The sequence below is a fragment of the Undibacterium sp. Ren11W genome, from assembly GCF_049340485.1.
GTDB lineage: Bacteria > Pseudomonadota > Gammaproteobacteria > Burkholderiales > Burkholderiaceae_D > Undibacterium.
In genome coordinates, this window is record NZ_JBMPPB010000017.1 from 1 (window position 1) to 12,318 (window position 12,318).

Sequence of the window (12,318 nt, forward strand, 5' to 3'; positions counted from 1 at the left end):
TTACAGCTCCACTTTGGCACATCGATGCCGTTGGGTTGTGAGAATCCTTCCTTTTTTCTCTCACTATTGCCCAATTACACTGCCGTTACTCTTTCATCCGGGTGGAAGGTGTTCATTCCATTTGCGGAGTGGCAGGCTGGACAAGCGCATAGACACTGCGTGAGCGCGGTGGCATGCTGGAAACCCGCATGGCTATTGCGCAACAGCCCATTAGCAGAAAATCGTCTTATTTAATGCTATAGCCGCGCCCTTCCAAACAGGCGACACGGGCTTTTTGATGGTTCTGTTGCAGCGCCTGTTGCTGATCGTTAGCTTGTTGTTGGGTGGCAGCGGCTTGTTGTTGCGCGCCCTTGTTTTTTGCATGACGCGCCACACCGCCGACTACGGCACCGGTGGCGGCGGCATTGCCGACATCCTTATCAGTAATCGCCCCTACCGTGGCACCGACCGCTGCACCTTTGACTAAGCCGCCGCTACGGGTTTTGGCCGGCGCGGGTGCTGGGGCAGGTGGCGGTTTGCTTGGATCAAAGCCAGTTTGTTGTGTGGCCCATGTGCCGCATTCGGTTTCATCCTTGCTTTGCTGCTCCGGCGTTTGCCCTTTGGCCGGATACACATATTGCTGGGCGCTGGCAGCCAGGCTGAAAGTGATGAGCAAGGCGCTCAGTAGTAGACGATATGGGGAAGTTTGCATGTTGATTTTCATGTTGTTTAGCTCCGTAAAATGTCAGTGAAAACGTAGATAAAGTAAATCAAGAAAAACACACAACAATTCCCAGCTTAGGCTATATCGCTGGCCTTATTTAGGAAATAATAAAGTCAGCGCCAGACGGAAACCCCAGCCTTCTGGCCCTACACCTTTGGGCGTGCTGGCCCAGTAGCGCGCACCGGCCGTGAGTGTCAGCGGCTGACCACCGATTTTCAGCATCTGGGTCGCGGTAAAGTTGAGCGGCACCAGCCATTTTTCCGATTTCCAGTCATAGGTAGATTCGGTATTCAGGCCTAAGGTCAGGTAACTTTTATTCGTGTACGACAAAAATGGCTGGACGAAAGTGGCGCTGATATCGGCACGCTCGGCATCACCCGCAAACGACCATAGGTGATTCGCCAACACGCCATAAGTCCAGCCGCTGTCTTGCTTGAGGGCGACGATAGTCGGGCCAGCACCCCATTTTTTAGCGCTAAATTCATTGCTGCCGCTAGGGAGTAACAAGACCGGCCCGGCACCTAAAATCCAGCCGTTCGCCGTAGTTTTTTTCGGTGAGAAAAAAACGCTTTGCACAATATCGCCGACACCCGATTGTGAGCCGGAAGTCGGCGTCACATTTTTTTGATCGACCAAAGGCAGGATAGTGCGCGAGATCAGATTCCAATCTTCATTCATAGAGAAAGGAATCACTGGCTGGATATTAATGAGGGTTTTAGTACCTTCTTTAGCCGGGCCGATATCTGAGTCGTAGTTGACTTGTATCGGCAAGCTGATCATCGCTGCCACCGGATTGAGCGCTTTTTTGGCTAGCTCTTCATCGCTCTCTGCAAAGGCAGAAAAACTACACAGACCGGCCAGGATGCCGACTAAGCCGGGGTAAATAGTAGATGGGTTTTTCATTTTTTGGTCAGGAACCGGGACAGATTTGAGGTGAAATATGATCGCCAATAATACTTTGAAAATATGGCAACACCCTGAAAAAGATGCGACTCTTTGAACTAGCGCAAACGGCTTTGTGGTGAAATATACCCAGGTGCTTGCGCATAGCCCATCAGGGTTTGCAGCCATCCTAACCGCTCGCGCATACCCCATGCGGCTTACCAGCCTGCCTGCCCGCAAACCCGCATGGACTATGCGCGAGCGGGCAGCTGCTAAAAAATTGGAGAGGAACTTCAGGTAGGTAAGCGACAATATTTGGCAGAAATGCCAGGCAAGCGCCACAACGGGGTGGCGCTTGCAGCGAGTTTATAGCTTGGCTTCTTTTTTAAAAGCGCCGATGGCGACACCCACCGCGCTGGAGGCGGCGGCGTAGGCGGTGCCTGCACCTAACATGGCTTCGGCTTCCGCATATTTTTGCGCATTGATGGCACTGGCTACTTTTCCAGCCTCTTTATGAAATACTGCGTGCTTGCTTAAGGTGTCTTTGTACGAAGCCAAACCGCTCATTTTAGCCTTGGCATCCCCGTGTAGCCATTTCCCCAGTTCACAACAATTATCGGCAGAAATGCTGGCGGCATCGAGCGTTTCTTTTTTGATGATGGCGCTACGTAGTTTGGTTTTCCACTCTACATGTTTGGCAACGGCTAGACTCAAATCCATGTTGATCTCCATTTGGTTGACGGTCTTTTGATATTACGCCCGCTAATTTCTGATCGCAACGATTTACCCGCTGTTATCAACACAAAACGACAAAGCGGCCAGCGCGCATAGTCCATACGGCTTTCCAGCCAGCCTGCCCGCTCACCTAGTGTGCATGCTGCTTACCAGCCTGCCACCCGGCAAACCCGCATGGGATATGCGCGCGCGGCTAGGGCTTAACTATGTGTGAGAAAAACGCTGGGCCAGGGTGCTGGCAGAGTGCGCTAGCGATCTTGGCTAGCTCGCTGTTTATGGCGAGCTGAACCAAAATCGCTGGCGTTTACTCTTTCACCAGGTGCCAGACGCTCTTGAAATTATCGCCGTTGCGCTCACCGGCTTGCTTGTCGGCCGCGTACAGATACAGGGGCTTGCCGTCATAGGCTAGCTGCTTGCTGCCATCATCGCGTGTGATGACCGAATACTTGCCGGCCGGTAGTGTGGTCGGTACTGGCAAGGCTGGCCACAGCGTCAGACAAGGTCCATTGCAGTTACTTTTTCCGCTGCCTGCCATGTCTTTATCGAAGGTGTACAGACTCATACCGCTGTCGCTGACCAGTACGCCGTCATGGATTTTGGGGCTGCCGCTGTCGGCCAGGGCAGCACCGGAGAAGACGCTCATCGTCAATACGGCGAGTAAGATTTTTGCAGTTTTCATGAATAACTCCTGTTGAGATAGTTAGGCACGGCTGACATCAAGGTATGCGCCGCTGAACTCACTTTATTCTATGCGAGCGAAAATGTTGGTAAATATTTTACTATTGTCTCTATTTTGGCAAGCCTGGCAGCTTATAAATTGCGTTTAGCCAGGAACCTTTCTTGCAATTGAGCATCTAAGACTGCTTGCCCTGAATCTAGCGCCCTGCGCTTTCATCGCCCCCTATCCACTTATCACGGAGTTTCGTTTGCTCAAGTCCCTCGCTTTTCCCTTCGCCCTGCTCGTTGCAGCAGCTAGCGCCAGTGCCGATGAAGGCCAGTGGCAGCCGCATCAGTTACCGCAACTTAAGGCAGAATTAAAACGCGTAGGCATTAGCATTCCTGCAGAAAAATTCGCCGACTTGTCTAAGCATCCTATGAGCGCGATGGTCTCGCTGGGTGGTTGTTCGGCCTCGTTTGTCTCAGACAGCGGCTTGATCGTCACCAATCACCATTGTGCTTACTCGGCGGTGCAGCGCAACTCCAGTCCCGAGCACAATTTCATTAGCGAAGGCTTTCTGGCCAAAACGCGCGCCGCCGAATTACCAGCCGGCCCCAGCAGCCTGGTATATGTGACCGATAGCCTCGAAAACGTCACGGCCCAAGTGCTCAAGGGCATCAACCCGGCGATGTCTGGGCGCGCCCGTCATGAGCATGTGGAAAATCGTATCAAGAGCCTGATTGCCGAATGCGAGCAAGATGCGGCTTATCGTTGCTCGGTACCGAGTTTTCATCGCGGGCTGGAGTACTATCGCATCCGTCAGATGATGATACGTGACGTGCGTCTGGTGTATGCGCCATCCGACAAGATAGGCAATTTTGGCGGCGAAGTGGATAATTTTGAATGGCCGCGCCACACTGGCGATTTTGCCTTTCTGCGCGCATACGTCGGCAAGGATGGCCGTCCGGCCGAACCTTCGGCCGACAACGTACCGTATAAGTCGAAAGATTTTCTGGTGGTCTCGGCGCAGGGTTTAAAAAACGGCGATGCGATCTTGCTGGCGGGCTACCCTGGCCGCACCAGTCGCTACAAATTAGCGAGCGAGATCCGCTATGCGCGTGACCTCAACTTCCCGACCCGTGTCGCTGAATTACAAGCCGATCTGGCCGTGATCGCGGCCGCCACCAAGGGTGATGCGAATGCCGAGGTGCGCTATGCCAGCGTGGCCAAGGGTCTGCAAAATGGCTTAAAGAAAACTCAGGGCTTGCTGGCCGGTTTTGCGCGCAAAGATATTGCCGCCATCAAGGACTTGCAAGATGCCGAGTTCCGCCAATGGCTCAAGCAACAGCCGGCACAAGACGCGGCGGCGGCAAATTTACTCAGTGAACTCGATAGCGTGATCGCCAGCGACATGGCGTTGAGCGAACAAGAATTTGCCTGGTCAGTGGCGAACCATAGCGATCTACTGAAAAGCGCGCGCAGCCTGTACCGACTGGCACAAGAGCGCAGCAAACCGGATGCCGAACGCGAAACGGGCTATCAGCAACGCGATGTTTCTTTCATCAAGGCACGCCTTAGCCGCCTCGAGCAATCTTTGCTTGCCAGCGTCGATCAGGCCCGCTATGCGGCCGCTTTACAACGCTACCAGGCACTGCCTGCGGCCAGCCATCCTAGCGGTCTGGATGGTTTATTGCCAGCCAAGCTAGACACGCTGTATCAGCACAGTCAATTGGCCGATACCGCCCAACGCCTGGCCTGGTTGGAGAAAGATGCAGCAGCCTTCCGCCAATCGGATGACGCCTTCATCCGTCTGGCAGTGCAGTTACAAGAGACGGCAATCAGCCTGGAGAACCGCCGCAAAGAAGTCGATGGCAATCTGGAGCGCGTGATTCCGCAATACATGCGAGCGGTAATCGCCTGGAAAAAATCGCAAGGCAAGCCGGTGTATCCGGATGCTAACTCTACGCTACGCGTCAGTTACGGCAATGTGGCATCCTACTCGCCCCGCGACGGCATCACGAAAGGCCCGTTCACCACAGTAGCAGGCATCGCCGAAAAACACAGCGGCACAGCGCCTTTCAATGCACCGGCCAATTTGCTGGCGGCCATCCAGCAGCAGCGTTATGGCGTGTTTAAGGATGCGGCGTTAGGCAGCGTGCCGGTCAACTTTTTATCCAGCGCCGATACTACCGGCGGCAATTCGGGCTCGGCGGTGCTGAATAAGCGCGGTGAACTGATCGGTCTTAATTTTGATTCGACTTACGAATCGATCACGAAAGACTGGTATTTTGACCCGCAGATCACCCGTGCCATCCACGTCGATATCCGTTACATGTTGTGGGTGATGCAGGAAGTCGATCATGCCGACAATCTGCTTCAGGAAATGACGGTGAAATATCCGGCCACCACGCTAAAAAAATAAGTACCTGCCTGCAAGACGCACAGCGGGCCTGTCTTAGAGGACAGGTGCCGCTGTCGGCCGCATAGAATATGCGCGTTGGCAGAGGACATTGAGCGAACGATGCAATTGGGCAAATCGCGCAATTTCACCTATGCTTGAAGGTAAGCGATCTCCCGCTTCGCAAGACCTGGCTAAGTCAAACTTCTTTCTTGTATGTTGTTAGCGTTTGCTAGTTGCCGCTGTGATTGGCAATTGTTACGCATAGAAATACCACAAAATGTTTGCCCCCAACGCAGTAGATAAAAATATCTTTAAGGCATGAGTGATGACATTTAGGCTTATACTCAAAGTAATTGTTTAGAATGATGTTTTTGGCAGAGGTATGCTGCAAAGTATGCTGCAAAATTATTAAGCAGTTTTCAGCTTGCCTTCTTCAATCCTACTAGCGCTATGACCGATACCCAGACACAATTTATTGAAGTGACAAGGCTACGTATCGGTATGTTCGTGTTCCTCGACATGGGCTGGATGGATCATCCGTTTCCTGTAAATAACTTTCAGATTCGCACTCAAGAACAGATCAGCATCATTCGCTCTTTGGGCTTAGAGCGCTTACGCTATTCACCTGAAAAAAGTAGCGCGGAAGCTGGCAATCCGAATGCGGCCGCGGCCAACGCAGTTACTGCGAGCGATAGCCCGGCCCCGGCCCGCAGCGAATCGCCCAAAGCGACAGAGGCGCGCTTAAGGCGTGAGATGCTCGCTAGCCAGCATACGAGTCTGCTCGCTTGTGAGCGCCAGTTTGGATTGGCCACGCAAACCTTTAAACAGGTCACCGAATTCGTCCATACACAACCGCTTTTTGCCAAGGAACAGACGCAGACCTTGATACAGGGTTTTCTGGCGGGAGTACTAGGAGAAGAAGAAGCCGCGATACGTCTGTTGTCCGAAAAAGCCGGTGAAAAAACCTCACTGCATTCGCTGAATGTGACTGTGGTTTCGCTATTACTCGGCAAAGCACTGCAACTGAGCAAGCCACAAATGCTGGACTTGGGCATGGGTGCCTTGTTGCACGACATAGGAAAAATGGAGTTACCGGATAGGCTACGCTGGCAAGACGAGCAATATAGCATCGCCGAAAAGCAGTTGTACCAAAGCCACGTGCTGCATGGGCTAAATATGGGCCGCAGGATGGAGCTCAGCCCCGGCACCCTCCTATTGATCGCGCAGCATCACGAACATTGCGATGGTAGCGGCTACCCGAGTGGGATTCGCGGTGAAAAAATGTCGCCACTGAGCTGCATTGTGGCTTTGGCAAATCGTTACGACAATCTGTGCAATCCCGGCAATCCGGCCATGGCGGTGACGCCGCATGAGGCTTTGTCGCAGGTGTTTACCCAATTCAAGGCGCAATTTGATGTGCCTACCATGACCGCATTTATCCGCATGATGGGCGTGTATCCGCCGGGCTCGGTGGTGCAACTGACCGATGAGCGCTATGCGCTGGTAGTGGCCATGAATTCGGCCAGACCGATCAAGCCCAAAGTAGTCATCCACAACCCAGAAATACCGCGCGAAGACGCGCTGGTCATCAATCTTGAGCAAGAGCCAAATCTTGGCATACGGCGCAGCATGAAACCGCTACAACTGCCAAAAGCAGCATACGATTATTTATCACCACGCAAACGTCTGTGCTACTTTTTTGAACGTGGCATGGAGCTACCGGTGAGCGGAGCGGTTTCATGAAAACGCCACAATGGCAGGCGCTGATAGAAGGCATGCTAGAAGCGGTGCTGCTGATTGATCCTATCCAGCTTAGGATAGTGGCTGCAAATCGCTCGGCGCACGATTTGCTCAAGGTCAGCGACACTAGTTTAGTGAACAAACCTGTGGTTGAACTGGCGGCAGCGCCCGAGGATATTTTCTTTTGGGAAGATGTGGCGGCCGGTTTATCGGATAACATTTTTTCAGAAACATTATTGCAGCGTGCCGACGGCAGCGTCATACAAGTGGAACGGCGCGTGACACTGGTCAGGATAGATTTAAATACCACCTTGTTTGTGCTGGCGATACGCGATCACAGCCAACAACGGCAGGTTGAAAATGAACTAGAAAAACTGATTGCAGAATTACGCGCCACGTTAGAGTCGACCGCAGATGGTATTTTGGTGACCGATCTGGACGGTGCAATACGCAGTTATAACCATCTTTTTGCCGAGTTATTGTGCTTACCCGAAGAGTTACTCACGCAACGTGACGACGCGGCGATCTATGCCTGGATGGATCGTTGTATGGTCGATGCGACGCACTATAGCGAGCGTCTGGGCACCATACGCCGCTCGCCCTTGATGGAAGCGACCGATGTCCTGGTACTGCGTTCAGGCAAAATATTAGAGCGCGTCACCTTACCGCAATACGCGCGCGGCCGACCGATAGGGCGGGTTTATTCGTATCGCGACATTACGCTTAGACTTGCCAATGAGGCGCGCTTACAATTGGCGTCAAAGGTGTTTGAATCGAGTACCGATGCCATCTTCATTACAGATGCTGAGCAAAAAATTGTCACCACTAATCCTAGTTTTGAACGCTTAACCAGCTATACAGAACGCGAAATGCTGGGCCAGACGCCGCGCGATTTTTTCTCCGAAACGAGTAACGCCGAGCAAGTTCAACTGATGCTGGAACGACTCGATATACAAGGCTATTGTGAGGCAGAGTTGTGGAATCGGCGCAAGAATGGACATGCTTACCTGTGCATGATTTCTCTGGTGCGGGTGCAGGATGAACATGGCAAAACCATCCACTACATTGGTTTTTTCAAAGACAGAACAGAAAGCCACACGGCGAATAAAAAAATCGAAGAGCTGGCGTTTTCGGATGTGCTGACCGGCTTGCCAAATCGTCTGTTGCTTAGCGAGCGAATTAAGCAATCCATCAATTACGCCAGCAGTAACAACAGCAGATTCGCTGTCTTGTTTTTAGATCTGGATCATTTCAAACAAATCAATGATTCTATGGGCCACCATTTTGGCGATAGAGTGTTGATTGAGGTGACCGAAAGGCTCAAAAATTGTATACGCCAGGTCGATACCGCGGCCCGTCTTGGCGGTGACGAATTTGTTTTATTGTTGCATCAGGCTGATGCCAGCGGTGCCGAAATCTGCGCACGTCGGGTCTTGGAAGAATTGAAAGCGCCGTTCACTATCGATGGCATGCATTTTACGGTCACCAGCAGCATAGGCATCGCGCTCTATCCGGAAGATGGCGAGAGCATGGATGAGCTGGTTAAAAACGCCGATAGCGCGATGTACCATGTCAAGGAAAGAGGCCGTTCTGATTTTCGGTTTTACCAGCGTCAAATGAATATCGGTTTGTTGTCACGCATGAAGATCGATCACGCGATGCGCCAGGCTCTGGAACATAATCAGTTTCGCCTGCACTACCAACCTTTAGTCAATCTCGATAACGACCGCTTGTTTGGCGTTGAAGCTTTACTGCGGTGGAACGATAAAGATTTGGGAGAGGTTAGCCCGGCTCGCTTTATTCCGATTGCCGAAGAAACCGGTGTCATCGTGGCGATTGGAAATTGGGTGATGCACACGGCGATTAAACAAGCGGCGTTATGGCATCAGCAAAACCATCAACTAAGTATTTCGGTGAACGTCTCGGCGCTGCAATTTCAACAATCAGATTTTGTTGAAAACATCGCTCTGGCTTTGCAGGAGGCAAATTTACCGCCTAACCGTATCGAGCTGGAACTGACCGAATCTATTTTGATACGCGATGTCGAAGAAACTCTGAAACGTTTGCAGGCATTAGCCGAGCTGGGCGTAAAAATGTCTATCGACGATTTCGGTACCGGTTATTCTAGCCTTAGTTATCTAAAGCGTTTTCCGATTAACAAATTGAAAATCGACCGTTCTTTCGTCATGAATCTGCCCGGTGACGAAAGCGATATCGCCATCGTTACTGCCATCATCAGTCTGGCACACGCCTTGAAATTGCGCGTGATTGCGGAAGGGGTAGAAAAAGACGAGCAAAGAAAATTTTTAGAGACGCTTAACTGCGATGAACTACAAGGCTTCCTCTACTCTCCCGCCTTATCCGCCAGCGAATTTGAACTAACCTACTTGCCGATCGCAGCAAAAGCTGCCCGCTGCGCGTAATACCGTTTGAAAATAAAAAGCGAATACGCAGTATCCATGCGCCTTAGCGCAGCATTTGGCTTGAAGAAGCGCATGGATACTGCGCAAGCGTCTAGAGGAAATTCCAAAAACCTCGAAATAAAAAAATGGGTTTTTTAGAAATTCCCTCTACAGATGCACCAGTTTTACATAGGTTTAAAGCGCCAGGCATAGGCTAAACTGACCTTAAGTATTTCCGTGCTGCCGCGCAGCTCCACCGTGACTCTGCCCATTTGGTCACGCTGCGCACGCGCAATCGCATCGGCTCTGACCACCACGCCACGATGGATTTGCCAAAACACCTCGGGATCGAGACCCTCGATCAATTCTTTCAGCGGCTTACGTACATGCGCTTCATCATCACTACTGACTACGCGTGTGTATTTCTCGTCGGAACTAAAAAACAGAATTTTATCCACCGGAAACATCTTAATGGTATCGCCCACGCTGGCACTGATCCAGCGTATTCTTTCCGTTGTCGTATGACGCAAGCGCTTGTCTAACTCCTGCATCATTTTATTCAACTCAAGACGCGGGTCGCTGCTGGCCAACTGTTCGGTTTTCTGCTGAATATTTTTAGCCGCTATTCTCTCTTTTAAACGCGCGATCGCCTCAATGAGACGCTCCGCAACGATAGGTTTGAGCAAATAATCGATGACGCCAGCCGCGAATGCGTCAATCGCGTGGCTGTCGTAAGCCGTGGTAAACAGTGCGTGACAACGTCCCTTTACGGCATGCGCGACATCTAAACCCGACATCCCCGGCATACGAATATCTAGGAAGGCAATGTCCGGTTGCTGCGTGTGGATGGCCTCCAGAGCATCGAGGCCATGCTCACACTCGGCGATGATCTGTAGTTCTGGCCAATACTGTTGCAGCATACGTCGCAGTTCGGTACGCGGCAAATCTTCGTCATCGGCGATGATGGCTGTGCTCATAAAAGTTTCCTTGTTAGCTGGCAAATGGCAAAATGATGATGGCGGCGACTCCGCCTTGCGCTAGCGACTTCAAGCTCAGGCTAGCGCTAGTGCCATAAGTGGACGCCAGGCGCTCGCGGATATTCACCAAGCCGATACCGCTACCCGAAACACTGCCGGAAAAACCGGCCCCATTATCCGACACCAACACCTCCAAAAGTGTTTCTTCATTTTGAACAAAGCTGCGTGCGGAGATCTCTATATGGACTGGCCCTATCTTAGGCTCAACACCATGTTTGACGGCATTTTCTACCAGGGAGATCAAGAGTAAGGGCGGAAGAGCCGCGTCTTCGATTTCGCTGCTAATGCTGAAAGTAAGTCTGGGAATTCGGGCATGCATCAATCCCAGATAAGCGCGTGCGGCCTCTAGTTGTTGCGCCAAACGCCCCTGCGATGCAGTGCCATCACCACGCATCTGCGGAATGCTGGCGCGTAGATAATCGACTAGATGATCGACGATCATCGTGGCGCGCAAAGGTTCGGTCAAAATCGCCGATCTGACACCGGCCAAGGTATTGAACAAAAAGTGCGGCTCTACTTGCGCTGCCAACACCGATAATCTGAGCTCAGCCTCACGTCGGGCATCTAGGGCGCGCTTGAGCTCCTCCCTCTGCAAAGAAGCGAGTAGCTTTTTACGTTGTCTGAAAAAAATCCAGAGATCGAATCCACTGCCCATATGCAGTAATACCCCCATCGTCACGACACCATCAACGGCCAACTTAAACATGGCAAGAGATTGGGTATTGACGGCATCCTTAGAGCTCACGGTGGCTAACTCGGCAGGTGTGAGTTGGGGTTCAAATTTCGAGCTCTTATGCTTGAGGTCGCTCAGAGTAATCTCTAGCCTCCCATCACCGTAGGCCAGATAACTAGCTGTGTAACGGCTGCTCTCAAAAATAAGAAAACTGAACACAGCACCGAGCGACAAGGCGACGCTAAGTAACACCGCTTCTTTCGATACCGGATAGTTTTGCTGCCGCACCCACGTCGCCATCCCTGAACCTGTCATTGCCAGGGCATGAATTCCAATAAAAAATGGCAGCGAATAGGCCAGGAAGATCCGTATATCCCATCGCGCCACGCAGTAAATAGCGAGCAACGTGAAAAAGCCTATCCATGCCATGCCCGACCAAGCATAGCTGCGATGTCGATACCAGGCCCGCGAAAAAACGGCGAAATTGCGATATCGGGTCAGCCAGGTTTCGCTTTGTAGCGCGACCTCTGAGGGAAGAGCTTGTTCTGACATAAGGGGCACCATTGAGAATTCAAACAATTTTAAGCGATCACTTTGCCGCTTTGCTAGTTTGCGATGGAACGAATCCTACGGCGACGAATAGGCCGCTGCGGAGTATAGGTGCAGAAAAACAAAAACCCCTCGGCATTTCTGCGGAGGGGTTTTCTAATAAGAGCCTGACGATGACCTACTTTCACACTGGTTGCAGCACTATCATCGGCGCGGAGTCGTTTCACAGTCCTGTTCGGGATGGGAAGGGGTGGTACCGACTTGCTATGGTCATCAGGCATGACTGGTTGATTACTTGTGATCACGCTAAATTGTGAATCGCAAAAAATCGAATTGGGTAAATTATCCTGAGCTGGTATCACTAATACAAATACACACTACTCACAAAAAGCAAAAACCCCTCAACAGTATTCTGTTGAGGGGTTTTCTAATAAAAGCCTGACGATGACCTACTTTCACACTGGTTGCAGCACTATCATTGGCGCGGAGTCGTTTCACGGTCCTGTTCGGGATGGGAAGGGGTGGTACCGACTTGCTA

Annotated in this window: 9 protein-coding genes and 2 rRNA genes; 3 read left to right on the forward strand and 8 right to left on the reverse strand. The window is 51.6% G+C overall.

The genetic code is table 11. The features are described from left to right. Positions 1-226 precede the first annotated feature (226 nt). The 4 genes from ACO0K8_RS22180 to ACO0K8_RS22195 form a co-directional block, all read right to left on the reverse strand. Positions 227-691 carry a glycine zipper family protein gene (locus tag ACO0K8_RS22180; protein WP_422948838.1) on the reverse strand — a complete coding sequence of 155 codons (465 nt, stop codon included), beginning with the start codon at positions 689-691 and terminating at the stop codon, positions 227-229. Between the two features lie 105 nt (positions 692-796). Next, positions 797-1,606, reverse strand: a complete 810-nt coding sequence (locus ACO0K8_RS22185; RefSeq protein WP_422948839.1) for a transporter — start codon at positions 1,604-1,606, stop codon at positions 797-799. A 345-nt stretch (positions 1,607-1,951) separates the two neighbouring features. Continuing rightward, a complete protein-coding gene (locus tag ACO0K8_RS22190; protein WP_422948840.1) occupies positions 1,952-2,305 on the reverse strand; it encodes a CZB domain-containing protein in 354 nt (117 codons plus the stop codon). Positions 2,306-2,624: 319 nt separating this feature from the next. Then, positions 2,625-2,999, reverse strand: coding sequence for a hypothetical protein (locus ACO0K8_RS22195; protein WP_422948841.1), 375 nt, complete (start codon positions 2,997-2,999; stop codon positions 2,625-2,627). Between the two features lie 247 nt (positions 3,000-3,246). Between ACO0K8_RS22195 and ACO0K8_RS22200 the strand changes: the two genes are divergently transcribed. The 3 genes from ACO0K8_RS22200 (at position 3,247) to ACO0K8_RS22210 (ending at position 9,542) form a co-directional block, all read left to right on the forward strand. Continuing rightward, positions 3,247-5,400, forward strand: coding sequence for a S46 family peptidase (locus tag ACO0K8_RS22200; protein ID WP_422948842.1), 2,154 nt, complete (start codon positions 3,247-3,249; stop codon positions 5,398-5,400). A 429-nt stretch (positions 5,401-5,829) separates the two neighbouring features. Beyond that, positions 5,830-7,122: an HD-GYP domain-containing protein gene (locus ACO0K8_RS22205; RefSeq protein WP_422948843.1), complete on the forward strand. Its 1,293-nt coding sequence runs from the start codon at positions 5,830-5,832 to the stop codon at positions 7,120-7,122. Next, positions 7,119-9,542, forward strand: a complete 2,424-nt coding sequence (locus ACO0K8_RS22210; protein WP_422948844.1) for a sensor domain-containing protein — start codon at positions 7,119-7,121, stop codon at positions 9,540-9,542. Before ACO0K8_RS22205 ends, ACO0K8_RS22210 begins: the two co-directional genes overlap by 4 nt. 164 nt (positions 9,543-9,706) lie before the next feature. Here ACO0K8_RS22210 and ACO0K8_RS22215 read toward each other — a convergent pair whose 3' ends face one another. From ACO0K8_RS22215 to rrf (ACO0K8_RS22230), 4 genes are all read right to left on the reverse strand, one after another. Then, positions 9,707-10,498: a LytR/AlgR family response regulator transcription factor gene (locus ACO0K8_RS22215; RefSeq protein ID WP_422948845.1), complete on the reverse strand. Its 792-nt coding sequence runs from the start codon at positions 10,496-10,498 to the stop codon at positions 9,707-9,709. 13 nt (positions 10,499-10,511) lie between these two features. Next, on the reverse strand, positions 10,512-11,783 hold the full coding sequence (locus ACO0K8_RS22220) for a sensor histidine kinase (protein ID WP_422948846.1): 1,272 nt from the start codon (positions 11,781-11,783) through the stop codon (positions 10,512-10,514). 162 nt (positions 11,784-11,945) lie between these two features. Then, positions 11,946-12,058: ribosomal RNA gene (rrf, locus tag ACO0K8_RS22225) — 5S ribosomal RNA — on the reverse strand. A gap of 158 nt (positions 12,059-12,216) precedes the next feature. Next, positions 12,217-12,318 (reverse strand): 5S ribosomal RNA (gene rrf, locus ACO0K8_RS22230); the annotation flags it as partial.

Bases quoted from the DNA above. Each gene is read 5' to 3' on its own strand.
- ACO0K8_RS22180 (WP_422948838.1), bottom strand. From the start codon at position 691: ATGCAAACTTCCCCATATCGTCTACTACTGAGCGCCTTGCTCATCACT.
- ACO0K8_RS22185 (WP_422948839.1), bottom strand. From the start codon at position 1,606: ATGAAAAACCCATCTACTATTTACCCCGGCTTAGTCGGCATCCTGGCC.
- ACO0K8_RS22190 (WP_422948840.1), bottom strand. From the start codon at position 2,305: ATGGATTTGAGTCTAGCCGTTGCCAAACATGTAGAGTGGAAAACCAAA.
- ACO0K8_RS22195 (WP_422948841.1), bottom strand. From the start codon at position 2,999: ATGAAAACTGCAAAAATCTTACTCGCCGTATTGACGATGAGCGTCTTC.
- ACO0K8_RS22205 (WP_422948843.1), top strand. From the start codon at position 5,830: ATGACCGATACCCAGACACAATTTATTGAAGTGACAAGGCTACGTATC.
- ACO0K8_RS22210 (WP_422948844.1), top strand. From the start codon at position 7,119: ATGAAAACGCCACAATGGCAGGCGCTGATAGAAGGCATGCTAGAAGCG.
- ACO0K8_RS22215 (WP_422948845.1), bottom strand. From the start codon at position 10,498: ATGAGCACAGCCATCATCGCCGATGACGAAGATTTGCCGCGTACCGAA.
- ACO0K8_RS22220 (WP_422948846.1), bottom strand. From the start codon at position 11,783: ATGTCAGAACAAGCTCTTCCCTCAGAGGTCGCGCTACAAAGCGAAACC.